This is a genomic window from Rhodococcus sp. HM1 (assembly GCF_023218075.1).
Lineage (GTDB): Bacteria > Actinomycetota > Actinomycetes > Mycobacteriales > Mycobacteriaceae > Rhodococcus.
The window spans coordinates 172601-195658 of the sequence record NZ_JALPTB010000002.1; the positions used below are offsets into that span (position 1 = coordinate 172601).

A 23058-nucleotide genomic window follows, 5' to 3' on the forward strand; every position below is an offset into this window, starting at 1 on the left:
CGGGGCCCTTTCAGTCGGATTCTCGGTCGGTCGCCGGGTCGACACGATCCGGCACCTCCCGTTCGAGCGGAGAATACCCAAGAAGGTCGTGTATGAATCGTGACCGCGAAAGGTGAATTCGTATGAGCAACGAGGAGGCACAGCGCGAGGAGACAGGGGCCGTCTTCGCGCGGCTCGCGGAGATCGTGTACGGCCCAGAGGACTACGCGCAGATGTGCGCAGCGCTGTGCGTCGCGGCCCCGATGCTCGTTCCCGGTTGCGATCGAGCAAGTCTCGTGGTGCGGCGCGGGTCGTCGATGCGCACGGTCGCGGCCGGCGACGACACGGCCCGCCGAATCGACGCTGCCGAAAGGGAACTCGGCGAAGGCCCGTGCATCGACGTCCTGCACCACGACACGGCCGAACTCGATACCGACCTGGCAGTCCGCACCCGCTGGCCGGCGCTGACCAAGTGGGTCCTCGAATCCACCCCCGTCCGCGGAGCAGCGGGATTCCGTCTGACCGTCGAAGGTGCGGACGCCGCGGCCCTCAACATCTTCTCCGACACACCGGGCGCGTTGACGGAGCAGTCTCTCGACGCGGGCGCGGTGCTCGCCGCGTTCGCGTCGGTGGCGCTGAGCGCGAGGGCCCACCGGGACCAGGCCGTCTCGCTGCGTGCCGGTCTCGAGAGCAATCGGGAGATCGGGAAGGCGATAGGACTGCTCATGGCCATCCACGAGGTGCCCGAGGAACAGGCGTTCACGCTGCTCCGGGAGGCGTCGCAGCGGATGAACCTGCGATTATCCGAGGTTGCAAAGCAGGTGGTGGAGACCTTGAAACGAACGTCCGACGCGTCCGAATCATGAGATTCCGATGTCGTCCGTTGAGCATTGCCGTCGATTTGACGTAGGCTGAGTCCAGGTTGAGCACACAGCCTGGACCAGGAAGCATCGCGGAAGCGGGCATCCGTGGCAGGCCGCCCGACTTTCTGCGATTCTTCCCATCGTTTCGATGGGAGTGTCATGACTGTTGTTCCCAATTTTCGCGCCGCTACACGTTGGGCTACCAGCACGGGTGTGCCCGATGAAACATCCGCCGGTGCGCGTTTCGTCACCGAACGGATAAGCGGTGACATGGTGCGGGTCGCTGTGCAGGGCGAGATCGACCTGCTCAACGCTCCGGCGCTGCGTCGTTACGCCAGCGACCGGCTGCGTCCGTCCGCGCGAATGGTGCTCGACCTGTCCGAAGTCGAATTCATCGGGTCCGCGGGGCTCGCTGTGTTCGAGGCTCTCGAAGCGAGGGCAAACCAGTGCGACGCACGGTGGGTGCTCGTCGGGAAACGGCCGGTGCAACGACTGCTGCTCGCCGCGGGCGAGACCCGTCTGCAACTGCACACCTCGCTCGAGAGCGCGATGGGGGCGCTCCGGGTCTCGGCATAGAAGAGGGGGGCTCATCCTTGCCGGTCGGGCACCGATCGGCAAGGATGAACCACCGCGCGGCGTACGGAACCACGACACCCACGACTGCCGACGCGACGAACACGAATGCGAGATGCTTCTGATGCACGGCGATTCCTTCGGACGGTAGCGGTCAGGATCCGGGTTCGGTTCCTGCTCCGGTCACGCGGACATTCTCGACCACGGCCCGCATCTTCGAGAGGAACTCGTCGATCGTGGCGAGTTCCTCGGGGGAGAACGAGTCGAGAACCCCGACAGCCCGGCCGATGAGCGGCCCGAAGAAGCTCCAGCCGAGTTGTTCGGCGGACTCGGTGACCTGCAACCTCACGCGTCGGCGGTCCTGGCCGTCGCGTTCCCTCGCCACCAGGCCGTCCTTCTCGAGACGGTCGACGAGCGCGGTGGTCGACGCGGAGTTCAGGCCGAGTTGCTGCCCCAGCCATCCCGGCGTCGCGACGGCGCCGGCGCGGGCAGCGTCGAGCAGAGCGATCAGGGCGCGCACATCGGTGGCGTGAAGTCCGTGGGTCCGGGCGAACTCGGAGCCGAACAGGTTCAGCTGCACCACGAGTTCCCGTAGACCGTGCACCATCGCCAGGGCCCGGCCGTTCTCCGTGTCCGTCACTGCTGATCCTCCGGCTCGACCAGATTACCTCGACAGTCTACTATCTCGATCGTCGAGATAATTCCATGGCGGAGGTTGCAATGTCCCAACCGACGATCGAAGAATTCACGAACACCCCGGCAGGTACCGCCTTCCATCGCGCCTACGACGCCGTGCTTGCCCGCTGGCCCGACGGCACCACCTCGATCGATCTCGAATCCGGACACGGCAGCACCCGGATCAACGCGTACGGGCCGCCGGACGCGCCTCCGGTCGTGCTGCTACCCGGCGGGGGTGCGACCTCGACGGCGTGGTTCGCCAACGTCGCGGCACTCGGCGCACGGCACCGCGTCCATGCCGTCGACATCCTCGGGGATGCCGGACGTAGTGTCCCGGGCCCACACCCGCCACGGACCGTCGACGATCTGCTCGACTGGTTCTTCGGGGTCGTGAACGGGCTCGGCCTGGACACCTTCGGAATCGCGGGGCACTCGTACGGTGCGATGATCGCGCTCGCCGCTGCCCTGCGCAGACCTGAACGCGTCGACAAACTCGTTCTGCTCGACCCGAATTCGTGCTTCTCGGGGATGCGGCCCGGGTATCTGCTGCGCGCGTTGCCGCTTCTGCTGCGCCCGACCGAACAGCGCGAACGAACCTTCGTCGCGTGGGAAACCGGAGGTCGCCCGCTGGACGAGGGATGGCTGGACCTTCTCGCGCTCGGTGCGACATTCCCGGCATCGAAGACGATCGTCCCGAAAAGGCCGTCCGGGAAGGCATTCCGCGACTTCGGCGTCGACACCACGGTGATCCTCGCTCGGCGCAGCAAGGTTCACGACAGCCGCCGCGTCGACGAAGCGGTCCGGCGGCTCCTTCCCGATGCGCGGACGATCGTGCTGGACGACGCCACGCACCACACGCTTCCCGTGCATCCCGCCGACGCCGTGAACGCCGCGCTCCTCGAGGGGTTCGGGGGTCGCTGACCGGCCCGCCGGCGGCGCATTCCGACAGGCTCGGGGTTTTCCGGGACGGACCGGTGGGTATGCCCGGGAAAACCCGATCCGATCGGAGGTTTCGACATGGACGCGCTGGGCTGGATCGTACTGGCAATCGTGATCGTCGTCGTGGTGCTGCTGCTCGCCTGGTTGCTGACCAGACGCCGGACGCAACATCGTCGCACCGAGGCTGCGCATCTGCGGGCACAGGTCGCCGAACGTGCCCCGGTCGCGGAACAGCGCGCGGCCATCGCCGACGAGACCGCTGCCAAGGCCCGCCGGGCAGCCGCGGAGGCTTCCGAGAAGCAGGCCGAGGCGGCCCGCCTCGCAAGCCGCGCGAAAGTACAGCGGGAGGAGGCGGAATCGGTTCGCAGCGAGCTGGACGAGCAGCGTGAACGCGCCGACCGGCTCGATCCCGACGCCGCCGCGCCCTCGGCGCCCGCCGAGTCCCGGGCTTCGGCGGACGATACGGAGCCGAGGCGGGATCTGCGAACGGACCGGGTGCGGACGGACGAGGTGCGAACGGACCAGGTCCGAACGGACGAGGGTGACGCGAGCCGGGAGGGCCGGCACTCCGTGTAGAGGCGCCCGGGGAGGGACACCGACCCCGTCACCGAGCCGCGGCCGTGCAGATCCAACGGTCGCGGCGGGTGTCGTAGCGGACCAGACCCAGTTCGGCGAAACCGTCGAGCCACCCCCGCATCGGCCACCATCCCCACCTTCGTTGGAAAATTGTTGCGTTGGTGACGATGTCGTGAACGTGCTCGACGGGCGGGTCGGACACCGGGTGATATTGGTGGAACGCGTGAGCGCCCCCGACCCACGCAAGTTCCACATCGGATCGTGCTGCCGTGCAACCGAAGTCGGTGTCCTCGCCACCGTAACCGGTGTAGTCGGTGCAGAAACCGCCGAGCCGCCGCCAGGTGGTGGCGGTCGTCGCGAACGACAGCGACCAGAACAGGTGATGGTCTCGTGACGGAAGAACGTCATCGTCGGCCGGGACAGGCCGGGCGGGATGGGGATCGACCATTTCCGGCAGCCGGTCCAGGTCGTAGCCGTTCTCCGGCGGCGGTGGGAGGTATGTGACCGGCCCGCACAGCAGCGCATCCCGATAGCGCTCGTCGCCTGCGACATCCTCGTAGCGACGCAGCATCCCGGGCGCGGGAATGCAGTCCACGTCGAGGAACACGAGCAGCTCTGCGCCGAGATCGAGCGCACGGTCCGCCCCGAGATTGCGGGCCGCGGCGAGGGGGAGCCGGCCTTCGGCGTGAGGCATGAACACGATGCTGGCGTCGCTGCCGGTACGAGCGACGGTCGATGCCACGCCGGGGTCGCCCATCGCGACGACGACGTGCCGGTCGGGACGTCGGTCGCCGCGGTACAACCCGCGCAACTGCAAGCTCAGGTGCCGGTGCCGATGCGCTGCAATGGTCACCACGCAGGTCTTCACGCGCAGCTCGATTCGCCGGCGACCTTCTCGATCGCTGCCGCGGCCCGCGCGGCAGCACCCTCCGTGCCCCACAGATCCCAGCGACCCGGATCGGACCGGCGGGCACGATCGAGCAACCCGGGCCACGCCTGCGCCTCCGGCCAGCCGGTCAGAGCCACGGCGAGGCCGGCGTGATCGAGGGCGGTGACGGTGGCGCGTTGTTCGTCGAAGGGCCGTGGCTCGGCGACGAGCACGGCGGGCCGGCGTGCCGCGGCGATGTCGGCGACCGTGTTCTGACCGGCGTGGCCGACGACGACGTGTGCGCGGCACAGCGCCGGCCACGGGTCGTCGACCCACTCCCGGCCGGCGATGCCGAGACCCTCCCACGCGAAGCGCGGATCGCACCCGGAGTACGCCTCGAGGTCCGCGGCAGTGAGGGAGGATCCTCCGCTGCCGCCGAGAACCAGCACCGTGTCCTCGTCGGGACGGAACCGCGACGAGGACCGTCCGTCGAAGCGGCTGATGCCTCCCACATAGTTGGTCCGGTCGGCGAACGGCTGCAGCCATTCCGGTTCGTACATCGCGCGCGGCCAGGCCGCGATGATGCGATCGGACAATCGGTAGGCCAGCTGATGCGCTGCGTCCGTGCGGTTTCCGGGCATGGCGACCGTCACCACGGGAATGCCGAACAGTCGTGCCGTCAGCGCGATCTCGACGGACACGTCCACGACGATCGCGGTGGGCCGCGCCCGTTCGATCCACGCGGCGAATGCAGCCTGACGGCGGCGCAGGCCGGGATCGAGGCGGGGAACCCAGTGCAGGGTCCCGAACGCGGTCGGGTCCTGCACGGTCGGCGCGGCGTCGTCGCGGGGGAGGACCACCGTCTCGGCGAAGACGCCGTCCGGATCGGAAACCGGCTCGGAGCACAGAGCGGTGACCGGGATGCCGAGGTGGGCGCAGATCGCCGCGGCGCGGGAGCGGTGCCCGTGGCCGTGATGGTGGATGTAGTAGCCGATCATCAGGTGACACCCACTCGGGGACATGCTGTTCGGAGCAGGTCCCGGTAGAGGTCGAGGTAGGTGGCGACCATGACCTGCTCGGAGCAGTACGACTGCGCCCGCGCCCGTGCCGCCTCGCGCGGGAGAGTCGCTGCGACGGGCACGGCCTCGGCCATCGCGGCGGTGTCCCCGTCAGGGACGAGAACCCCGCAGTCGGGTGTGAGGAGTTCGGGGATCGCACCGCGCGCGAACGCCACCACCGGGGTTCCGCAGGCCAGCGCCTCGGCGACGACCAGACCATAGGGCTCGTCCCAGCAGGGTGTCACCAGGACAGCGGCGGCGCGACCCACCTCCGCGGCGAGATCGGCACGATCGAGATGCCCGAGATGGATCACGTCGTCACCGAGGTGCGGGTCGATGTGCTCGTCGAAATAGGAAGGGGCGCAGATCGGTCCGGCGATCCGGAGTCTTCGGCCGGAGCGCCGGGCCGCGTCGATCGCCAGGTGCGCACCCTTCTCCGGAACGAGGCGACCGAACCACATCAGGTCGGTTCCGCCGGGGCCGGGCGGCCAAGCCTGCAGGTTCACCCCGTTGTGGATCACGGTCGCGGGTGTCCCGAGCGCATGACGCCACGCCGCGGCGGTGTGACGGCTCACCGCGACGAAGGTGGCGGGACACCCGCCGGGCGTGGCCAGCGCGGATTCGATCCACGGCGTCGGGGGCGTGTGGAGCGTGCACACCACCGGAACGTCGAGCGTGTGCGCCATTGCCACCGGCAGGTAGTGGAGGCTGTGGTTGTGGATCACGTCGAAGCGCCCGGCGAGCGGTCCGGCCAGCTGCAGCATCAACGACAGATACGCGTGGTGGTCCGCGAGAAACGTTTCCGGCACCATCGATTCGTCGGTGCGTGCGGCCGCGCTCGGGGCGAACTCGTGGACGTCGAGAAACGTGGCGTGCAGACCGGGATCCGATCCTTCCGCTGCGAACAGCGTGACGCGGTGCCCGGCATCGGTGAGCGCGTGGGCCAGGTGCCAGATGTGCGCCTCGAGTCCACCGGCGAACGGCTCGCGGATGGGGTACCTGTTGGACGCGATCAGCGCGATCCGCAGCGACCCGGTGCTCACGACCGTCCCCGTTCACGCAGTGCCCGCTCGTAGAGATCCCGGTGGGTGCGCGCGATGTTCCGGCGCTGGGCGAGCCGGCTCTCCCATGCGGGCCGAGGAAGAGGCCGAGGGCGGTGGTACAGATCGCGGATGCCGCGGTCGAGCGAATCGGGATCGAACCGGTGCTCGTCGAATTCGAAGACCGCGCACGGTTGTTGCTGCCCGTAGAAGCCGCAGCTCGGCGCGGCGACGGCGGTTCCCAGGTCGTGGCAGGCCTCCAGCCACCCCGAGTGCGTGCCGAAGCGGTAGGGCAGGACCGAGACGGTCAGCGACGAGAGGTAGCGCCACAACTCGTCGTCGGAGAAGTAGGGGTGGACCAGCACCTCGACGCCGGGGCGGTCCGCGAAGGTCGTCAGTGCGGCTCCGGTGTCGGGTGCGTACCAATGATTGCCCGGATCGAAGATCTCGTCGTGGAGGTCGATGCGCAGGATCGCTCCGGGCAGCGAACCGATTGTCTCGGACAGTGTTTCGACGACGGGCAGCACGTCCATGTTCGCGCGCAGGCTCTTCGCGTGCACACCGACCACGAACCGGTCCTCGGCCGGGCGCGTGCGGTCGAACCACTCCTTCTCCACGACGTGCGGATGCGGGACGACCGTGGCGGAGCGTCCCCACACCTCGTGGATGCGTGCCGCCGCGCCGGGGGTGAGGGTGATCAGTTCGGTGGCGCCGCGGATCAGGACGTCGAGTTGTTTCTCGTGTGCACCCGGAGTGTCGTGGTGCGGATTACGAAGATCGTGCACCGTGTACACCAACGGGATTCGATGGTCGTCGAGCTCGGCGACGATGTCCTCGAGCTGGGCAGGCTCGATCGCGTCGAATCCGAAATGCACGTGGAAGACGTCGAATTCGTGGTGGTGCTCGGTGACCCAGCCGGGCTCGAGCATCAGCGGAGGCCACCAGCCGCCGGGAACCGTGCGGCCGTCCGCCGGCACCGGATCCGGCATCCGCGTCACCCCGTCGCCGTCCGGATCCGCCAGGTGCCGAACGTAGACATGCGAGGCGGGTACCGACGCAACACGAACGGATCGCACGAGTTCGCTCACTTCCCACGAGATCGGGTGACGGCCGTATCGACGGTGGCCGGCCGGGACGACCGAGGGATACCCAGAAAGTCGACTGCCACACCCGAGAGGTTCGGAAATCGACCCCGCGGTCCGGAAATCGGCAGGCGGCCGAACGGTTTCCGGGAACCCGGACCGGGTTACCCGCCACTGGAGCAATCGAAGGGAAGGTAGCGATGACAACGAGCGAGCGCGACGTGATCGAGGTCCTCACCCACGATCACCGCGAAGTGGAACGGATGTTCGCCGAACTCGAGGCACTCCACGGCATCGGAACCGACGAGGCGCGGCAGCGGCGCAAGGATCTCACCGACCAGGTGACCATCGAGCTGGTGCGGCATTCGGTCGCCGAGGAGGCCGACGTCTATCCGGCCGTGAAGAAGAAGGTCAGCGAAAGCGAGGCCGAGCACGCCAAGGAAGAGCACGCGGAGGCCGAGAGAACGATGAAGCGGCTGGAGGGGTTGAAGCCGGACGAGCCGGAGTTCGAAGCCCAGCTCGCACTGCTGATGCAGGAGGTCCGCGAACACGTCGCCGAGGAGGAGAGCGAGATCTTCCCGCACATGCGGAGCGTCTTCACCCAGGAGGAACTGATCGACCTCGGGAAGAAGGTGGAGTCGACGAAGAAGCTGGCGCCGACGCGGCCGCACCCGTCCGCCCCGGACGAACCGCCGGGCGACAAGATCCTCGGCCCGGTCACCGGCCTGCTCGACCGTATGCGTGACGCGGTGACCAAGCGCGGAACCGAACGATGAGGACGTGATCGATCGGGGATTGTGCCGATTCGGGAGGACTGTGCCGAATCGGACAGTTCGGGTGATACCCGCGAGCCGGCCCGGGGTGCAGGTCGCTCAGGGGCGGCTCGCGGGGCGATCCTCGCGGGAGATCGTCCGGTGCACGGTCATCAGGAAGTGGTCGAACTCGTTTCGCGAGGAATCGGAAATCTTCGGTCCGGATCCGCCGGTGACGACGTCGACGATGCGCTGGGCCAGCGCCCGGAGCTTGGTGTTCGTCTCCTGAGACCGCCACGTGAGGATCTCGAAGGCGTGCTCGGCGGAGATTCCGTACACGACCATCAGCACACCCTTGGCCTGCTCGATGATCGCGCGTGACTCGGCGAAAGTGGACATCGCTTCGTCGACGGTCTCACGGATCTCGTCCGCGTAGCTCTCGGTGAGGTCGACGTAGAACCCGGACGTGCCGATGACCGCGCCGGTGTCGTCGAGCAGCTGGTCACCGACCACGACGACCTGCTTGACGTTCCCGGCGACGTCCACGATCCGGTGCCGGCTGCTGAACGGCCTGCCGGTCGTGCGCTGAGCGTTCAGCACCTCGGTGATCTGCTGCAGATCCTCCGGATGCTTGTGGGACAGAACCAATTCCGTTGTCGGATGCACCGTACCGGGCTCGTATCCGTGCATCCGAGCCACCGCATCGGACCACTCCCATTCGTCGGTTGCGACGATGTACCGGAAGCTGCCGACACGCTGGGGCCTGTCGGCGCGCAGCTCCCGTCCTGCGCGGGTATCCGTGGTCGAATCGGTCATTCCGCGATTATGCCGCGAAGGGTGTTACCTCGACCACTCGGTCCCGATTCCCGAACCGCCGAGGGGCACCGACCGCGGGGAGACGGTCGCCTTCTGTGACGGGTGTGCAGGAAACCGACCGTGCGGGTTGAAATTCCGTTCGCGGGGTACTCCTGTGCGCACCGTATGCGGCGGTGCAGCTCGGGAGGTTCCGGTGCGTTGGCGGCGAGGCGTGGTCGCAGGAATCGTGGCGGTGTCCTTGTCGTGCGGCTGCTCGGGTCTGCCCGGGGGAACGGAGGGGGATCTGTCGCGGGCGGCGGAGGATGCGGCATCGGCGACCGCGTCCGCCCAGCTGGGACTGTCGCTGGTCACTGCGCACCGCACCACCGGTAACCACGCGGACGTGGTGCTCGACGACGCTCTGGAGACGGTTCTCACCTCCTACAGCGCTACGGCCACCGCCGAGACGGCGTCGCCGGAGGAGGCGGCGCACCGGGACGTGCTGCTCGGCTACCTCGACGACGCGGTAGCGGTGCTCGGCCGGGCCCGCGGGCACGTCGCCGGCGTGCCGGGGTCCGCGGACGCAGCGTCCCTCGACCAGGAACTTCGCCGGCTCACCGACACGCTGTCGGCGTTCGGGGAGGGCGCGCGGTGACGAAACTGTTCGCCGTCGCACTCGGCGTTCTCACCGCCATCGGCGGTTTCCTCGATATCGGGGACCTGGTCACCAACGCGGTCGTCGGATCCCGTTTCGGGCTGAGCCTGGTCTGGGTCGTCGTGCTTGGGGTCGGGGGCATCTGCCTGTACGCGAACATGGCCGGACGGGTCGCCGCGGTCAGCGGGCGCGCGACGTTCGAGATCATCCGCGAGCGTCTCGGTCCCCGCGCGGCGCTGGCGGACCTCGCAGCGTCCTTCCTGATCAACCTCATGACACTGACCGCCGAGGTCGGCGGCGTCGCGCTGGCGCTGCAACTCGCGTCCGGCGTCGGGCCCCTGATGTGGATGCCGGTCGCGGCGTTCGCGGTGTGGCTGGTGATCTGGCGGGTCCGTTTCACCGTCATGGAGAACGTCACCGGACTGGCCGGACTGTGCCTGATCGTGTTCGGGGTGGCGCTGTTCCTGCTGGGGCCCGACTGGGGTGAACTCGGACAGCAGATCCTCGCCCCGGCCGTCCCCGAAGCCGAGTCGACCGCGGTGTACTGGTTCTATGCGGTCGCATTGTTCGGGGCTGCGATGACGCCGTACGAGGTGTTCTTCTTCTCGTCGGGTGCGCTCGAGGAGAAGTGGACCGTCGAGGACCTGGGCAAGGCCCGGCTCAACGTGCTCGTCGGTTTCCCGCTCGGCGGGGTCCTCTCGGTGTGTGTGGCCGCCTGCGCCGCGGTGGTGCTGCTCCCGCAGAACATCGGCGTCGAATCCCTCTCCCAGATCGTCCTGCCGGTGGCCGAGGCCGGCGGTCGCCTGGCGCTGGCGTTCGCGATCGTCGGGATCGTCGCCGCGACTTTCGGTGCGGCCCTCGAGACGACGCTGTCCAGCGGCTACACGCTCGCGCAGTTCTTCGGCTGGCGGTGGGGCAAGTTCCGGGCTCCCGCGGACGCCGCCCGTTTCCACCTGGTGATGATCGTGTCGCTGCTCGTGGGACTCGCGATCCTCGCGACCGGCGTCGATCCCGTTCTGGTGACCGAGGTTTCTGTGGTCTTCTCGGCGGTGGCGCTGCCGTTGACCTACATTCCGATCCTCATCGTCGCCAACGACCCCGAATACATGGGCGAGCACGTCAACGGCCGGGTCGTCAACGCTTTCGCGCTGGCCTACGTGCCCGTGATCGTCGCCGCCTCGGCCGCTGCGGTACCCCTGCTGATCATGACGGGAGCCGGATCGTGACCGAATCGGACGCTCTGCCTCGGCTGCCGATCGAGGGTCGTGTCCTCGACGCGCGGTTGCACCTGCTGGACCGGCTGCTCGTCGACGTCGACGGCCGCCCGGTCACCACCGTCGACGATCTCGAGCTCGACGGCATCGAAACGGGACGGGAGATCCCGGCCGGGGCGGCGCCGCCGCGGGTGCAGGCGATCCTGAGCGGCAACGCGCTGCCGACGCGCATCTTCGGCGGCACACCGCCGGACTCGCGGCTGGACCGCATCGACTGGGCGGACGTGGACCGCATCGACGTGGCGGTGCACCTGACCGTGCACGGTGACGACCTCGACCACCTGTGGATCGAACGATGGGTCCGCGACCACGTCGTCGGACGGATCCCGGGAGGTCGTCGTGCGGTTGAGTGAGATCGTCGGGGCCCGAGTCCGCGACAGCGACGGCAACGGTCTCGGCACGGTCGTCGACGTCCGGTTCGCTCTTGCGGGGAATGAGGGCCCCACCCTGGCGGCGCTGCTGGTCAGCCCGAGATCCGCGGGCTCGTTCCTCGGATACGAACGGAGTTCGGTCGACGCCCCGGCGCTGATCGCCCGCTATCTGCGGTGGCGGCACCGCGGTACGTTCCTGGTCCGGTGGGCCGATGTGCGCCGTGTCGGAGACGGATGGGTCGACGTGCGCGACGGTTACCGCAAGTTCGCGCCCGCCCTGCCGTGACTCCGGGCGGAGTCGATCGGCTGGCTGACGAGGGGTTCATCCTTGCTGGCGCGGGCCCGATCTCTTGGCGATCACGAAGACGACGACGCCGATCAGAATGAGGATTGCAATCAGTTCCATGGCGCAGGGGTACCCCGTGGTGCCGAATCGAACCGGTCCCGAACGGGTACCCGCTGCGGCATGAGCGGAGATCGGAAGGATCAGGGGAGGGCGCCGCTGCTCGACGCGCTCGCGGACTACCACCGGCAGGACCGCTACGGATTCAGCCCGCCGGGACATCGCCAGGGCCGCGGCGCCGACCCGCGCGCGCTCGACGTGCTCGGTGACGCCTATCGATTCGATGTGCTGGCGACTGGCGGACTCGACGACCGGCTCGCGCGCAACCACTACCTCTCCGACGCCGAGGACCTGATGGCCGAAGCCGTCGGCGCCGAGCACGCGTTCTTCTCCACGTGCGGAAGCTCGCTGTCGGTGAAAGCGGCGATGATGGCGGTGGCCGGGCACAGTTCGGGCGGGCTGTTGCTCAGTCGCGACTCCCACAAATCCGTCGTCGCCGGGCTGATCTTCGGAGGCATCCAGCCGCGGTGGGTCACCCCGCAGTGGGACGCCGAGCGGCACATGTCGCATCCGCCGTCGCCGGAGCAGATCCGGGAAGGCTGGGAAAAGCATCCGGACGCGGCGGGAGCCCTGATCGTCTCACCCAGCCCGTACGGGACGTGCGCGGACATCGAGGGCATCGCCGAGGTCTGCCACGAACGGGGCAAGCCGCTCATCGTCGACGAGGCGTGGGGCGCGCACCTGCCGTTCCACGACGATCTGCCCACCTGGGCGATGAACGCCGACGCCGACGTGTGCGTGGTCAGCGTCCACAAGATGGGTGCCGGATTCGAGCAGGGCTCGGTCTTCCACACCCAGGGAGATCTCATCGACTTCGCCCACCTGTCGACGTGCGCCGACCTGCTGATGACGACGAGCCCGAACGTGCTCGTCTACAGCGGAATCGACGCGTGGCGCCGGCAGATGGTCGAGCGTGGCGAGAGGCTGCTGGGCGACGCGCTCGAGCTGAGCAGGCAACTGCGCGAACGTCTTTCGCAGATTCCCGGGCTGCAGGTCCTCGAGGACGAACTGCTCGGCCACGAAGCCTCGCACGATCTGGACCGACTGCAGATCCTCGTCGACGTCAGCGAGACCGGTGCCTCCGGTTATCAGTTCGCGGACTGGATCCGGGAACACTGCCGGGTCGACATGGGGCTGTCCGACCACCGCCGCATCATGGCGACGATGTCGATGGCGGACGGCCCGGAGACCGCCGACCGGCTGATCCGGGCGTTCGAAGCCTGCGCGGCCGCGGCGGACGGTTTCGAGCCGCCCCCGCCGATCCGCCTGCCGTCACCGGACGAACTGCAACTCGAATCCCGGATGTCGCCCCGGGACGCGTTCTTCGCGGAGAAGGTCGAGGACGTGCCCGCCGCACAGGCGCCCGGACGCATCGCGGCCGAGCAACTGACGCCCTATCCACCGGGCATTCCGGTGGTTGTGCCCGGCGAGTTGATCGACGACGCGGTCGTCGACTATCTGCGCAGCGGGCTCGCCGCCGGGATGGCCGTCCCCGACGCCACCGACCCGAAACTCGACACCTTCCGGGTGGTCGCGCAGTAGGACGAAGCGCCGATCACGTGTCGTCGTCCCCGCGGCTGGGTACCCCCCGGGGGTGAGGCTCGGTCTACTCGACATCGGTTCCAACTCGGCCCAGCTGCAGATCGTCGAGGCAGAGGTCGGTGCGCCCCCGCTGCCCGTGCACGCGATCCGGGTGCCGACCCGGCTCGCCGACGAGGTGCAGCCGGACGGATCCCTCAGCGTCGCAGGCGCGGACCGCGCGGCAAGCGCGGTGGCGACGGCGGTCGACGCGGCGTACCGGTACGGAGTGGATCGGCTGTTCCCGTTCGTGACCGCGGCGATCCGTGACGCCGAGAACCGGGACGCGGTGCTCGACCGGATCGTGCAGGCGTCCGGTATCCGCCCCGAATACCTCTCGGGCGATCAGGAGGCGCGGCTGACCTACCTCGCGGTGCACGCGTGGTACGGCTGGTCCGCGGGCCGGCTGCTGGTCCTCGACATCGGCGGCGGCTCGATGGAACTGGCCCTCGGGCGCAACACCGAGCCGGACATCGCGCTGTCGCTGCCGCTCGGTGCGAACCGGTTGACACGCCGCTATCTCGAGAGCGACCCACCCACCGCGAAGGAACTCAAGAGGCTGCGCCGAGACGTGCGGGACACCCTGGGTGACGCATCGGACCGACTGAAGTGGGAGGGCGATCCGCACGTTACCGTCGGGGCGTCGAAGACGTTCAAGCAGCTGGCTCGGCTGACCGGTTCCCCGGCCCAGCGCAAGGGACCCTTCGTTGCCCGCACACTGCAGCTCGACCAGCTGCGCCGGGTGATCGACAAGCTTGCGGGCATGCCCGCACAGCACCGCAGCCGCTTGCCCGGTGTGTCGGAGTCCCGCGCCCGGCAGGTGCTCGCCGGCGCGATCGTGGCCGACTGTGCGATGACGGCACTGGGCCTGGACAGCCTCGAGATCAGTCCGTGGGCGCTGCGGGAGGGGATCGTGTTGCGGCACTTGTCGTCCCTCGCCGACGACCGCGACGCGCTGCCGTTGCAGCCGTTGCCGGAGCGCACGGAGGAGGGCGCGACGGTGACCACGCTGCCCAAGCAGATCTGACACATCCGGATCCGGCGCGCGATGGGCTCCCGCCCACGGCGTGCCGGATCCGGCGAGTGTCATGCCGGCACGGAGTCCACCTCGCGGTCCCATGCCCGGTGCCGCGCCATGACGTCGGCGAAGGCGTCGAAGAACTCTCCCGGCAGTGACGCCTCGGCGGCCGTGGAGGTCACCACACCCGCATGGGTGAGGACGTCGGGGCCCTCGGCGACCGGGCAGTGCAGCCCGGCGGCGGGCAGCAGGTCCAGACCCGCCCCGAACGCTGCGATCGGCTTGGCGTGCTTGTACGCCTCGGCCAGGAAGTGCAGCGTGTAGCCGTCCTTCCGGAGGGTCGCGATCGCGTCGGGCCCGCACGGGACCACCACCGCGTCGTACAGCACCGACGCCATGGTGTTGATCGCGCGGTCGACGGCGATGTCGCCCCCGGAACCGCCGGTGAGCACGCCGCCGCCCTTGGGCGCGAGCACCTCGACGATCGCGCCCCGTTCGGTGAGCGCCTCGACGAGTCGGTCGACGCCGGTGACGTCGACACCGTCGGCCGCGAGTACCGCGACGCGCCGGCCGACGATGCTGTCCATCGCAGTGTTCAGCTGGGAGAGCGCGGGGGAGGGCGGCACGATGTCGACGAGCGACGACTCGGGTGGGGCGTCGAGGCCGAGTTCACCTGCGACCCGTGATGCCAGGCCGTGATCGACCAGGTCGAGCTCGGCGACGACGCGTTCGCGGATGTCGACGTCGGTGACCTTCCCCAGCTCGAAGCCGAAGGCCGCGACGATGTGATCGGCTTCGACCTCGGACATGCTGTGCCAGAACAGACGTGGCTGGCTGTAGTGGTCGGTGAAACTGTCGCTGCGGGCCCGCACCACGTGCCCGTCCACGTGCTTCGCGTAGTGCGTGAAGACCTCCTCGTCGGCCAGTGCCGGACACCCGCTGCCGAGCGAGTTCTTGTGGTAGGACGCCTTTCCCCGCTGGATGGTCGGTTGGCTGTATCCGTCGTGCTGGTGGGTGCGCACCTCGGTGACGGGCCGGTTGACCGGCAGATGCGAGAAGTTCGGTCCGCCCAGCCGGAGCAGTTGGGTGTCGAGATACGAGAAGTTGCGGGCCTGCAGCAGCGGATCGTTGGTGAAATCGATGCCGGGCACCAGGTTCGCGGTGTGGAACGCGACCTGCTCGGTCTCGGCGAAGAAGTTGTCCGGATTCCGGTTCAGTACCATCCGCCCCACGGGCTGCACCGGCACCTGCTCCTCCGGAATGAGCTTCGTGGCGTCGAGAAGGTCGAATTCGAAAGCGAATTCGTCCGACTCGGGAACCAACTGCACACCGAGTTCCCACTCGGGATACTGCCCGGCCTCGATCGCCTCCCACAGATCGCGGCGGTTGAAATCCGGGTCCTTACCGGCGATCTTCTGGCACTCGTCCCACACCAGTGAGTGCGTGCCGAGTTTCGGTGTCCAATGGAATTTGACGAATGTTCCGGTGCCCGTGGCATTGACGAACCGGAAGGTGTGGACTCCGAAGCCCTGCATCATCCGGTAGCTGCGCGGCAGCGCGCGGTCCGACATCAGCCACATCACCGCGTGCAGCGTCTCCGGCTGCAGTGACACGAAATCCCAGAACGTGTCGTGCGCGGACTGCGCTTGCGGAATTTCGTTGTGCGGCTCCGGTTTCACCGCGTGCACGAAATCCGGGAACTTGATGCCGTCCTGGATGAAGAAGACCGGAAAGTTGTTGCCGACCAGATCGTAGTTGCCCTGTTCGGTGTAGAACTTCGTCGCGAAACCGCGGACGTCACGGACCGTGTCCGCGGAACCGCGTGACCCCGCCACGGTCGAGAACCGCACGAACACCGGGGTACGCACCCCGGGTGTGGTGAGGAACCGGGCGGTGGTGACCTCGGCGAGCGAATCGTCGTAGGGCTCGAAGAAGCCGTACGCGCCGGCGCCCCGCGCGTGCACGACCCGCTCCGGGATGCGTTCGTGGTCGAAGTGGGTGAGCTTCTCCCGTGCGTGGAAGTCCTCGAGGAGTGTCGGTCCTCGGGTGCCGGCCGTGAGGGAGTCGTCGTCGTGGTCGACCCGTACGCCCTGCTGAGTGGTGAGGTAACCGGAGTTGCGGTCCACGCGGAAGCCGTCGAGCTGCCTGTCCTTCGGATCGCGCTGTTCGGGCGTGCCCGCGGCGCCGTCGGGTCCGGTCTTCGTCATCCTGTCCTCCGATCCGGGAATGCGGTGGTCCGTCCGGGGTGCAACGGTTTCGTACCGTGACTACCCCCGGGCGAGACCGGCAAACCCGGCGTTTCTCAGTCGCTGACGAGGACGCCGAACGAGAACATCAGGAAGACGATCATCCCCACGAGCAGACCCCATCCGACGCCCTGCCAGATCGGCCACGTCCCGTGTCGCTGCCATGTGCGGAATGCGCGGTACAGCGCGCCGAGCCCGCCGATCAGCAGGACCACGGGCGGGCCGAACGCGAGGATCTGCTTCGCCGGCGCGGTGCACACCGCGAACGACTCCTCGGCGCAGCGGTCTCCGGAGACGGCCAGTCCCCACACCACCCCGACCGCCAGCACGAGCAGCGCGACAGCGACGACGATCGCCGCGTACCACATCGCGGATCGGAAGGTCGCGGGATCGCGCCACCGCTTCTCGACGTCCTGGCTCATGGCACCTCCTCAGTGGTGTTCGGCGCGGTCGGTGACTTCGGGCCTGCCGGCGGCACGCGCGCAGTGCGCACAGCAATAGATGGTGCTGTCCACCTCGACGCCGTGGCCGAGAATCCGGCAGCTGCAGTGCGCGCACACCGGGGCCATCCCCTGGACCGCGCACTCGAAGCTGTCGTAGGTGCCGGTGACGTCGGCGCGGGTCACGGTGAACGTCTTGTCGTAGTCGTTTCCGCAGGTATCGCATGTGGGCATGGCGCTGTCTCCCTTCCCTCGGACCTACCGGACGAGTGCCCGTGCGAGTACTCGACCAAACGAGACGGGCCGGGAGGATACTGGGAACACACAGCGTGTCGGATTCGTCCGACGTGGGTATTCCCGTCCCGCCGGATCCGTGCCGGTCCTGCGGATGTGAGGAGAGCGTGATGGAACGGCCGTCAGGTGACGAGGTGATGGTCCGAGGGTTCACCCGGTACATCGAGCAGGTCGCCCAGGAACTGGGCATTCCGGAAGGGAAATGGGCGGCCCGCGACGACGGCGCCTGGGAGGCGTACGTGGGCATTCCGGAGCTCGAGTTGTATCCCGGCCGTGAAGTGGCTCTCGTCTGGACCCCGGACGAAGGGTGGGCGCTCGCCGTCGAGACCGGATCCGGTGAGGACATGATCCTCGCCGGCTACCTGGGGTCGACGCGGGTTCCCCCGCCGTCGGCGGTGCGGGCCTTCATGGATCGTCTTCGGCACGACGGAGGGGCCCTGCGCACGACCCCGGCCCGCGGAACCCGAGAGGACGCGCTGCGGGCGGTCGCGGACTACGGCGGGGTCGCGGGAGGTGTCGCAGCCGTCGAGTGAGGGTATGCGACGAGGACTACACGTTCCGCCCGGAAGGTGGGTCCGATGACAGTTCCCGATCCCGAACCACACGGCAACACCGATCCAGATCCCGGCACCACGCCCGGTCTCGAGCGCGGCGGAGGAGTGCCGCCCGGCACCACGCCACCCGAATCCGCCGGTACCTCCGGGCTGTCCGCTCCGGAACCGGAGACGAGGAAGCGTTTCCCCGTCACCGGGTGGATGACGCTCGGCGCGGTGATCGTCATCGTGCTGGTGTTCGTCGCCGTCATCGTCGGTCTGATCGCCGCGATGATGTGAGCGAGATCTCCGGGCGGGTTGAGACCGGCCACGGCGGGGTAGCCCCTGTGCGTCAGTGAAGAGTTCCGACAGGAGGATTCGCATGGCAGACGAGAAGAGCGGCCCCAGCGAGGCCGTCAAGGGCGTCGTCGAGGACGTCAAGGGTAAGGCCAAGGAGGCCGTCGGTGCCGTCACCGGCCAGGACGATCTGACCCGCGAGGGCCGCGCCCAGCAGGACAAGGCGGAGGATCAGCGCGAGGTCGCCCGCAAGGAAGCGGAGGCGGAGAAGGCCAGGGCGAAAGCCGAAGCGGACGAGGCCAGGCAGCGCGCCCAGCAGTAACGCTCACAGCAAGATGTCGTCCGGGGGCGGCCGGAGTCCTGCGGGACCCGGCCGCCCCCGTCGTCACAGGAGGTGTCGCAAACGTGCGGATCGTCACGCTCGTGGTGCTGATCTGGCTGGTCGTGGGTGCGATCGCGGCCGGGCAGCGTGGCTACTTCAGCGGAACCGAGCAGAATTGCGCGGGTGTCGCGACGGTGGTCGTGACGGTGCTCGCGGGCCCGCTGAACTATTTCGGTGTCAATCCGAGGATCGAGGACTGCCGCCTGCCCGAACCCAGCACGTGACCGACCGGGACCGGATGGTCAGGAACGGGCGGCGCGCAGATCGTCGAGGAAAGTGCGCGCCCACCGGTCGACATCGTGCTTCATCACCTGGGTGTGCATCGAGCGCATCCGTCGTGCCTTGACGGCGGGTTCCTCCGTCACGGCGGCGACGATCGCGCGCTTGACCGCGTCCAGGTCGTGCGGGTTCACCAGATGGGCGCGTCGCAGCTCCCACGCTGCCCCGGCGAACTCGCTGAGCACGAGGGCACCGCTGCCGTCGCCGTGGCAGGCGACGTACTCCTTCGCGACGAGATTCATGCCGTCGCGCAGGGGTGTGACGAGCATGGTGTCGGTACACGCGTACATCGCGATCAGCTCGTCGCGATCGACGGGCCGGTGCAGGTAGTGCACGACGGGCCGGCCCAGCCGGCCGAACTTGCCGTTGATGTTCCCGACCTGTCGTTCCACGTCGTCGCGGAGCTGCGCATAGGCGGTGAGCCGTTCACGGCTCGGCGTGGCGAGCTGGACCATGACGATCTTCTCCGGATCGAGGGTGCCCTCCTCGAGGAGTTCGCGGAGCGCTTCGAGCCGGATGTCGATGCCCTTCGTGTAGTCGAGTCTGTCGACGCCGAGCAGGACCGTGTCGGGGTCGCCGAGTTCGACACGAATCTGCTTGGCCCGCAATTGGGTCGATGCGGAGCGTGACTGCTCGTCGATGTGGGCGGAGTCGATCGAGATGGGATACGCCCCGACCCGCACGAGGCGGTCGCCGACTTCGACCGCGCCGGCCGAGCCGGGGCGGGGAGCGGGCGCGGAGAGCAGCCGCCGGGTCAGGAAGCGGAAGTTGTCGGCACCGCCGGGGAGATGGAAGCCGACGAGATCGGCTCCGAGCAGACCCTCGATGATCTCCCTGCGCCACGGTAGCTGGAGGAACAGTTCCGGGGGCGGGAACGGGATGTGCAGAAAGAAACCGATCGTCAGGTCGGGGCGCATCTCCCTGAGCATGCGCGGTACGAGCTGGAGCTGGTAGTCGTGCACCCAGACCGTGGCCCCGGGCGCCGCCGCCTGCGCGGCCGCTCGGGCGAACCGCTCGTTGACCTGCACGTACGTCTTCCACCAGCTGCGGTCGAAGGTGGGCGTGACCACGGCGTCGTGGTAGAGCGGCCACAGGGACGTGTTGGAGAAACCTTCGTAGTATTCGGCGACCTCGGTCTCGGTGAGCCGAACCGGATGCAGGGTCAACCCGTCCTCGACGAAGGGCTCGAGGTCGACATCGGGGGTTCCCGGCCAGCCCACCCACGCGCCGTTGGTCTGCCGCAGGATCGGTTCGAGCGCGGTGACGAGGCCTCCGGGGCTGCGATGCCAGGTTCCCGGACCTCCGTCCGGATCGGGTTCGAGGTCGACGGGCAGCCGATTGGCCACTACCAGGAAATCCGAGGAGGTCGTATTCGTCACGATTTTCAGCCCCTATTTCGCACAATTTCGGCAGCGGCGGCGGTCCGCGGAAACGTAGCGGTGCCTGGGCTTTCGGGATTCGTCCCCGAAAGTCTTCAACGGAACTGCGGTCCGTACTTCCGCTCCGGTGGCGAGAGTGTATCAGGTCACCGTTTCGGATCCCCGGAACCGCTGTCTGTGTTTAGCATTGGAACCGGCCGGGTAGATGTCGTACATCGACCGGTACCGCGATGCCGATTCCGCACGCCGGAGGGACATCGCTGGAGAGAGGAGAACGCATGGGTAAGTTCACAGTTCCGGGTCTGAGCGAGAAGGACGGCGGACGCGTGGCGGAGATCCTCCAGGAACGGCTGAGCGCCTACAACGATCTGCACCTGACTCTCAAGCACATTCACTGGAACGTGGTGGGCCCGAATTTCATCGGGGTACACGAGATGATCGACCCGCAGGTCGAGCTCGTGCGCGGCTACGCCGACGATGCCGCCGAACGTATTGCGGCGCTGGGTGCGTCGCCGCAGGGCACGCCCGGAGCGATCGTGAAGAATCGTACCTGGGACGACTATTCGGTGGGGCGGGACAGCGCGCAGGCGCACCTCGCCGCCCTCGATCTGGTGTACGACGGATTGATCGCGGACAACCGCAAGGCGATATCCGAAGTGGGAGAACTCGATCCCATCACCGAGGACCTGCTGATCGGGCAGACCGGTCAGCTCGAGAAGTTCCAGTGGTTCGTGCGCGCGCATCTCGAGAACGCGGCCGGAGCGCTCGTCAGCAGCGGTGCCACCACCGAGCAGAAGGCTGCCGACAAGGCCCGCTCCTAGCGCGTCACTTCCGTCGGCACCACAGATTTCGTCGAAAGGTCGGCCGCACACGGATATCCGTGTGCGGCCGACCTTTCGTGTGTAGCGTGCGGTGTGCGGGTGTCAGCTCTGCGTCACTCGTGAGAACACGTCGACGATGGCGTCGCAGAACGCGGGCAGATCGCGGGGGTTGCGGCTGGACACGAGATTCCGGTCTACGACCACTTCCTTGTCCACCACCGTGCCTCCGGCGTTCCGAATGTCTGTGCGCACACTCGGATACGACGTGAGGGTGCGGCCTCGCACCACGTCCGCCTCCACAAGTGTCCACGGCCCGTGACAGATGACGCCCACCGGACGTCCCGACGAGACGAAGTCCCGGACGAATGCCACCGCGGCGGAGTCCTGCCGCAGGTGATCGGGGTTCGTCGTTCCACCCGGCAGGAGCAGGGCATCGAAATCGTCGACGGAGGCGTCGGCCACCGCCTGGTCGACGCGATACTTGCCGGCCGGATGCACGTCGGAGTTCATCGCCTGGATCTCCCCGGCGGACAGCGAGAGCAGCTTCGTCTCGGCGCCGGCGCGTTCGACGGCACGCCGGGGCTCGACGAGTTCGGCCTCCTCCACGCCGTCGGTGGCCAGGATGGCGACCTGTCGCGATGCCAGCGGGCCCGTTTCCGAAGAATTCATGGTTCACCGTCCTTTCGTCGTCCGCCCCGGGTACCCGCGAGCACGAGAACAAACACGCTGTGTAGGCCCGGTCGATTCGGGATATTCCCCCGAATGCGACAGTGCCGGTGGAGGGACGGATGATCTTGCGGCGGAGCGTGACCAGCACGCCCGGTATCCGGAGAGTGCGGCGCGGACGTGGATTCGCCTACATCGGCGTCGACGGCGCCGCGGTGACGGCGACGGTCCGTGCACGCATCGAGGCCCTCGTGATCCCGCCCGCGTGGAAGCAGGTCTGGATCTGCCCCCACGAGAACGGTCACATCCAGGCGTACGGCACCGACATCGCCGGTCGCCGCCAGTACCTGTACCACGAGCAGTGGCGCGCCGAACGCGACGAGGAGAAACACGATCGCGTGCTGGCGATGGCGTCCCGATTGCCGCAGTGGCGACAGCAGGTGCAGGACGATCTCGTGCGCCGCGGAGCCGGGCGTCGCCGCGCCGAGGCCGTGGCGCTGCGCCTGCTGGACCGGGCCGTGTTCCGCGTCGGCGGGGAGGAGTACGCGGAGGAGAACGGCACCCGTGGCGTCGCGACCCTGCTGCGCAGTCACGTCCGGATCAGCGGCGACGTTCTCACCTTCGACTATCCCGCGAAGGGCGGGATCCGGCGGGTCGTCGCCGTCGACGACCCGGATCTCGCGACCGCGGTGCGGGCGCTGCGTCGTGTCCCGAGCGAGAGCGGCCGGCTGCTGACCTACCGCGAGGGAAAGACCGTGCGCGAACTGCACGCCGACGACATCAACGCACGGTTCAAGGAACTCGCCGGCGACGACTGCAGCGCCAAGGACCTGCGCACCTGGAACGCGACCGTGCTGGCCGCCGCCGCCTTCGCCGAGCAGGAGCCCCCGGCCGGCGACCGCGTCCTGGTCCACGCCGAGGCCGAGGTGATGCGCCGGGTCGCGGAAGAACTCGGCAACACGCCGGCGGTGGCGCGCGCCTCGTACGTCGATTCGCGAGTCGTTGCGGCCTACGAACAGGGCCGCACCGTACGGGCCGCGTTGCGGCGAGCCGCCCGCAGCAAGTCCGACGACGAGGCCCGTGAGATCGTCGAACGCGCGGTGATCCGGCTGCTCCGTCGATCGTGACGCCCGCGCTGTCGGTGCGCGGCGTTTGAACGGCAACCCCCGGCGGTAACCGGGGCAGGGGAGATCCGGTTCGGGGGACGCGAGAGGAAGGA

The 23058-nt window shown here is 68.3% G+C and carries 28 protein-coding genes; 17 read left to right on the forward strand and 11 right to left on the reverse strand.

Annotation, left to right across the window (positions count from 1 at the left end; all coding sequences use genetic code 11):
• Window positions 1-122 precede the first annotated feature (122 nt).
• Both M1M07_RS01890 and M1M07_RS01895 read left to right on the forward strand, forming a co-directional pair.
• Window positions 123-845, forward strand: coding sequence for a GAF and ANTAR domain-containing protein (locus M1M07_RS01890; protein WP_248673144.1), 723 nt, complete (start codon window positions 123-125; stop codon window positions 843-845).
• 210 nt (window positions 846-1055) lie between these two features.
• Window positions 1056-1418: an STAS domain-containing protein gene (locus M1M07_RS01895; protein WP_248673145.1), complete on the forward strand. Its 363-nt coding sequence runs from the start codon at window positions 1056-1058 to the stop codon at window positions 1416-1418.
• Window positions 1419-1569: 151 nt separating this feature from the next.
• Here the strand turns inward: M1M07_RS01895 and M1M07_RS01900 are convergent, their stop codons facing one another.
• Window positions 1570-2022, reverse strand: a complete 453-nt coding sequence (locus M1M07_RS01900) for a MarR family winged helix-turn-helix transcriptional regulator (protein ID WP_197255159.1) — start codon at window positions 2020-2022, stop codon at window positions 1570-1572.
• A 113-nt stretch (window positions 2023-2135) separates the two neighbouring features.
• On the opposite strand from M1M07_RS01900, the gene M1M07_RS01905 reads away from it, so the two are divergent.
• Both M1M07_RS01905 and M1M07_RS01910 read left to right on the forward strand, forming a co-directional pair.
• Window positions 2136-3014, forward strand: a complete 879-nt coding sequence (locus tag M1M07_RS01905) for an alpha/beta fold hydrolase (protein ID WP_248673146.1) — start codon at window positions 2136-2138, stop codon at window positions 3012-3014.
• A gap of 96 nt (window positions 3015-3110) precedes the next feature.
• A complete protein-coding gene (locus M1M07_RS01910) occupies window positions 3111-3608 on the forward strand; it encodes a hypothetical protein (protein WP_248673147.1) in 498 nt (165 codons plus the stop codon).
• Window positions 3609-3636: 28 nt separating this feature from the next.
• Here M1M07_RS01910 and M1M07_RS01915 read toward each other — a convergent pair whose 3' ends face one another.
• The 4 genes from M1M07_RS01915 to M1M07_RS01930 are packed head-to-tail and all read right to left on the reverse strand — an operon-like array spanning window position 3637 to window position 7650.
• Complete coding sequence (locus tag M1M07_RS01915; RefSeq protein WP_248673148.1) at window positions 3637-4476, reverse strand: galactosyltransferase-related protein; 840 nt, start codon at window positions 4474-4476, stop codon at window positions 3637-3639.
• Window positions 4473-5474: a glycosyltransferase gene (locus tag M1M07_RS01920; RefSeq protein ID WP_248673149.1), complete on the reverse strand. Its 1002-nt coding sequence runs from the start codon at window positions 5472-5474 to the stop codon at window positions 4473-4475. The genes M1M07_RS01915 and M1M07_RS01920 overlap by 4 nt, the downstream gene beginning before the upstream one ends.
• Entirely contained in the window at window positions 5474-6577 is a 1104-nt protein-coding gene (locus M1M07_RS01925; protein ID WP_248673150.1) for a glycosyltransferase family 4 protein, read from the reverse strand. The genes M1M07_RS01920 and M1M07_RS01925 overlap by 1 nt, the downstream gene beginning before the upstream one ends.
• On the reverse strand, window positions 6574-7650 hold the full coding sequence (locus M1M07_RS01930) for a glycosyltransferase family 1 protein (RefSeq protein WP_248673151.1): 1077 nt from the start codon (window positions 7648-7650) through the stop codon (window positions 6574-6576). Before M1M07_RS01930 ends, M1M07_RS01925 begins: the two co-directional genes overlap by 4 nt.
• A 206-nt stretch (window positions 7651-7856) precedes the next feature.
• On the opposite strand from M1M07_RS01930, the gene M1M07_RS01935 reads away from it, so the two are divergent.
• Window positions 7857-8432 carry a hemerythrin domain-containing protein gene (locus tag M1M07_RS01935; protein WP_248673152.1) on the forward strand — a complete coding sequence of 192 codons (576 nt, stop codon included), beginning with the start codon at window positions 7857-7859 and terminating at the stop codon, window positions 8430-8432.
• 96 nt (window positions 8433-8528) lie between these two features.
• Here M1M07_RS01935 and M1M07_RS01940 read toward each other — a convergent pair whose 3' ends face one another.
• Window positions 8529-9224 carry a PAS and ANTAR domain-containing protein gene (locus M1M07_RS01940; RefSeq protein ID WP_197255125.1) on the reverse strand — a complete coding sequence of 232 codons (696 nt, stop codon included), beginning with the start codon at window positions 9222-9224 and terminating at the stop codon, window positions 8529-8531.
• A gap of 226 nt (window positions 9225-9450) precedes the next feature.
• On the opposite strand from M1M07_RS01940, the gene M1M07_RS01945 reads away from it, so the two are divergent.
• The 6 genes from M1M07_RS01945 to M1M07_RS01970 all read left to right on the forward strand — a co-directional run bounded on the left by M1M07_RS01945 (window position 9451) and on the right by M1M07_RS01970 (window position 14511).
• Window positions 9451-9858: a hypothetical protein gene (locus M1M07_RS01945; RefSeq protein WP_248673153.1), complete on the forward strand. Its 408-nt coding sequence runs from the start codon at window positions 9451-9453 to the stop codon at window positions 9856-9858.
• Window positions 9855-11084 (forward strand): NRAMP family divalent metal transporter, encoded by a 1230-nt coding sequence (locus tag M1M07_RS01950; RefSeq protein WP_197255127.1) that lies wholly within the window; start codon window positions 9855-9857, stop codon window positions 11082-11084. Before M1M07_RS01945 ends, M1M07_RS01950 begins: the two co-directional genes overlap by 4 nt.
• Window positions 11081-11485, forward strand: coding sequence for a hypothetical protein (locus M1M07_RS01955; RefSeq protein ID WP_248673154.1), 405 nt, complete (start codon window positions 11081-11083; stop codon window positions 11483-11485). The genes M1M07_RS01950 and M1M07_RS01955 overlap by 4 nt, the downstream gene beginning before the upstream one ends.
• The gene (locus tag M1M07_RS01960; RefSeq protein WP_248673155.1) at window positions 11472-11789 is read left to right on the forward strand and encodes a PRC-barrel domain-containing protein; all 318 of its coding nucleotides are present in this window, start codon (window positions 11472-11474) and stop codon (window positions 11787-11789) included. Before M1M07_RS01955 ends, M1M07_RS01960 begins: the two co-directional genes overlap by 14 nt.
• A 180-nt stretch (window positions 11790-11969) precedes the next feature.
• Entirely contained in the window at window positions 11970-13448 is a 1479-nt protein-coding gene (locus tag M1M07_RS01965) for an aminotransferase class I/II-fold pyridoxal phosphate-dependent enzyme (RefSeq protein WP_248673156.1), read from the forward strand.
• A 52-nt stretch (window positions 13449-13500) separates the two neighbouring features.
• Window positions 13501-14511: a hypothetical protein gene (locus tag M1M07_RS01970; protein ID WP_197255130.1), complete on the forward strand. Its 1011-nt coding sequence runs from the start codon at window positions 13501-13503 to the stop codon at window positions 14509-14511.
• A 59-nt stretch (window positions 14512-14570) separates the two neighbouring features.
• On the opposite strand, the gene M1M07_RS01975 is transcribed toward M1M07_RS01970, so the two are convergent.
• The 3 genes from M1M07_RS01975 to M1M07_RS01985 all read right to left on the reverse strand — a co-directional run bounded on the left by M1M07_RS01975 (window position 14571) and on the right by M1M07_RS01985 (window position 17422).
• Window positions 14571-16709 carry a catalase gene (locus tag M1M07_RS01975; protein WP_248673157.1) on the reverse strand — a complete coding sequence of 713 codons (2139 nt, stop codon included), beginning with the start codon at window positions 16707-16709 and terminating at the stop codon, window positions 14571-14573.
• A gap of 95 nt (window positions 16710-16804) precedes the next feature.
• Window positions 16805-17170 (reverse strand): hypothetical protein, encoded by a 366-nt coding sequence (locus M1M07_RS01980; protein ID WP_197255132.1) that lies wholly within the window; start codon window positions 17168-17170, stop codon window positions 16805-16807.
• Window positions 17171-17179: 9 nt separating this feature from the next.
• The gene (locus M1M07_RS01985; protein ID WP_197255133.1) at window positions 17180-17422 is read right to left on the reverse strand and encodes a hypothetical protein; all 243 of its coding nucleotides are present in this window, start codon (window positions 17420-17422) and stop codon (window positions 17180-17182) included.
• Between the two features lie 170 nt (window positions 17423-17592).
• On the opposite strand from M1M07_RS01985, the gene M1M07_RS01990 reads away from it, so the two are divergent.
• The 4 genes from M1M07_RS01990 (at window position 17593) to M1M07_RS02005 (ending at window position 18918) form a co-directional block, all read left to right on the forward strand.
• Window positions 17593-18015, forward strand: coding sequence for a DUF6292 family protein (locus tag M1M07_RS01990; RefSeq protein WP_197255135.1), 423 nt, complete (start codon window positions 17593-17595; stop codon window positions 18013-18015).
• Window positions 18016-18060: 45 nt separating this feature from the next.
• Window positions 18061-18315 (forward strand): DUF6480 family protein, encoded by a 255-nt coding sequence (locus M1M07_RS01995; protein WP_248673158.1) that lies wholly within the window; start codon window positions 18061-18063, stop codon window positions 18313-18315.
• 82 nt (window positions 18316-18397) lie between these two features.
• The gene (locus tag M1M07_RS02000; protein WP_197255139.1) at window positions 18398-18634 is read left to right on the forward strand and encodes a CsbD family protein; all 237 of its coding nucleotides are present in this window, start codon (window positions 18398-18400) and stop codon (window positions 18632-18634) included.
• Between the two features lie 83 nt (window positions 18635-18717).
• Window positions 18718-18918 carry a hypothetical protein gene (locus tag M1M07_RS02005; protein ID WP_197255141.1) on the forward strand — a complete coding sequence of 67 codons (201 nt, stop codon included), beginning with the start codon at window positions 18718-18720 and terminating at the stop codon, window positions 18916-18918.
• A gap of 18 nt (window positions 18919-18936) precedes the next feature.
• Here M1M07_RS02005 and M1M07_RS02010 read toward each other — a convergent pair whose 3' ends face one another.
• Complete coding sequence (locus M1M07_RS02010) at window positions 18937-20352, reverse strand: trehalose-6-phosphate synthase (protein WP_308200756.1); 1416 nt, start codon at window positions 20350-20352, stop codon at window positions 18937-18939.
• Between the two features lie 278 nt (window positions 20353-20630).
• Between M1M07_RS02010 and M1M07_RS02015 the strand changes: the two genes are divergently transcribed.
• A complete protein-coding gene (locus M1M07_RS02015; RefSeq protein WP_197255143.1) occupies window positions 20631-21173 on the forward strand; it encodes a Dps family protein in 543 nt (180 codons plus the stop codon).
• Window positions 21174-21275: 102 nt separating this feature from the next.
• On the opposite strand, the gene M1M07_RS02020 is transcribed toward M1M07_RS02015, so the two are convergent.
• Complete coding sequence (locus M1M07_RS02020; RefSeq protein ID WP_248673159.1) at window positions 21276-21842, reverse strand: type 1 glutamine amidotransferase domain-containing protein; 567 nt, start codon at window positions 21840-21842, stop codon at window positions 21276-21278.
• Between the two features lie 119 nt (window positions 21843-21961).
• On the opposite strand from M1M07_RS02020, the gene M1M07_RS02025 reads away from it, so the two are divergent.
• Window positions 21962-22966 (forward strand): DNA topoisomerase IB, encoded by a 1005-nt coding sequence (locus M1M07_RS02025; RefSeq protein WP_248673160.1) that lies wholly within the window; start codon window positions 21962-21964, stop codon window positions 22964-22966.
• Window positions 22967-23058: the final 92 nt, after the last annotated feature.

Coding starts and splice junctions, on each gene's coding strand:
- M1M07_RS01890 (WP_248673144.1), top strand. CDS start 123: ATGAGCAACGAGGAGGCACAGCGCGAGGAGACAGGGGCCGTCTTCGCG.
- M1M07_RS01900 (WP_197255159.1), bottom strand. CDS start 2,022: ATGGTGCACGGTCTACGGGAACTCGTGGTGCAGCTGAACCTGTTCGGC.
- M1M07_RS01905 (WP_248673146.1), top strand. CDS start 2,136: ATGTCCCAACCGACGATCGAAGAATTCACGAACACCCCGGCAGGTACC.
- M1M07_RS01910 (WP_248673147.1), top strand. CDS start 3,111: ATGGACGCGCTGGGCTGGATCGTACTGGCAATCGTGATCGTCGTCGTG.
- M1M07_RS01920 (WP_248673149.1), bottom strand. CDS start 5,474: ATGATCGGCTACTACATCCACCATCACGGCCACGGGCACCGCTCCCGC.
- M1M07_RS01935 (WP_248673152.1), top strand. CDS start 7,857: ATGACAACGAGCGAGCGCGACGTGATCGAGGTCCTCACCCACGATCAC.
- M1M07_RS01940 (WP_197255125.1), bottom strand. CDS start 9,224: ATGACCGATTCGACCACGGATACCCGCGCAGGACGGGAGCTGCGCGCC.
- M1M07_RS01965 (WP_248673156.1), top strand. CDS start 11,970: ATGAGCGGAGATCGGAAGGATCAGGGGAGGGCGCCGCTGCTCGACGCG.
- M1M07_RS01975 (WP_248673157.1), bottom strand. CDS start 16,709: ATGACGAAGACCGGACCCGACGGCGCCGCGGGCACGCCCGAACAGCGC.
- M1M07_RS01980 (WP_197255132.1), bottom strand. CDS start 17,170: ATGAGCCAGGACGTCGAGAAGCGGTGGCGCGATCCCGCGACCTTCCGA.
- M1M07_RS01985 (WP_197255133.1), bottom strand. CDS start 17,422: ATGCCCACATGCGATACCTGCGGAAACGACTACGACAAGACGTTCACC.
- M1M07_RS01990 (WP_197255135.1), top strand. CDS start 17,593: ATGGAACGGCCGTCAGGTGACGAGGTGATGGTCCGAGGGTTCACCCGG.
- M1M07_RS01995 (WP_248673158.1), top strand. CDS start 18,061: ATGACAGTTCCCGATCCCGAACCACACGGCAACACCGATCCAGATCCC.
- M1M07_RS02000 (WP_197255139.1), top strand. CDS start 18,398: ATGGCAGACGAGAAGAGCGGCCCCAGCGAGGCCGTCAAGGGCGTCGTC.
- M1M07_RS02015 (WP_197255143.1), top strand. CDS start 20,631: ATGGGTAAGTTCACAGTTCCGGGTCTGAGCGAGAAGGACGGCGGACGC.
- M1M07_RS02020 (WP_248673159.1), bottom strand. CDS start 21,842: ATGAATTCTTCGGAAACGGGCCCGCTGGCATCGCGACAGGTCGCCATC.
- M1M07_RS02025 (WP_248673160.1), top strand. CDS start 21,962: ATGATCTTGCGGCGGAGCGTGACCAGCACGCCCGGTATCCGGAGAGTG.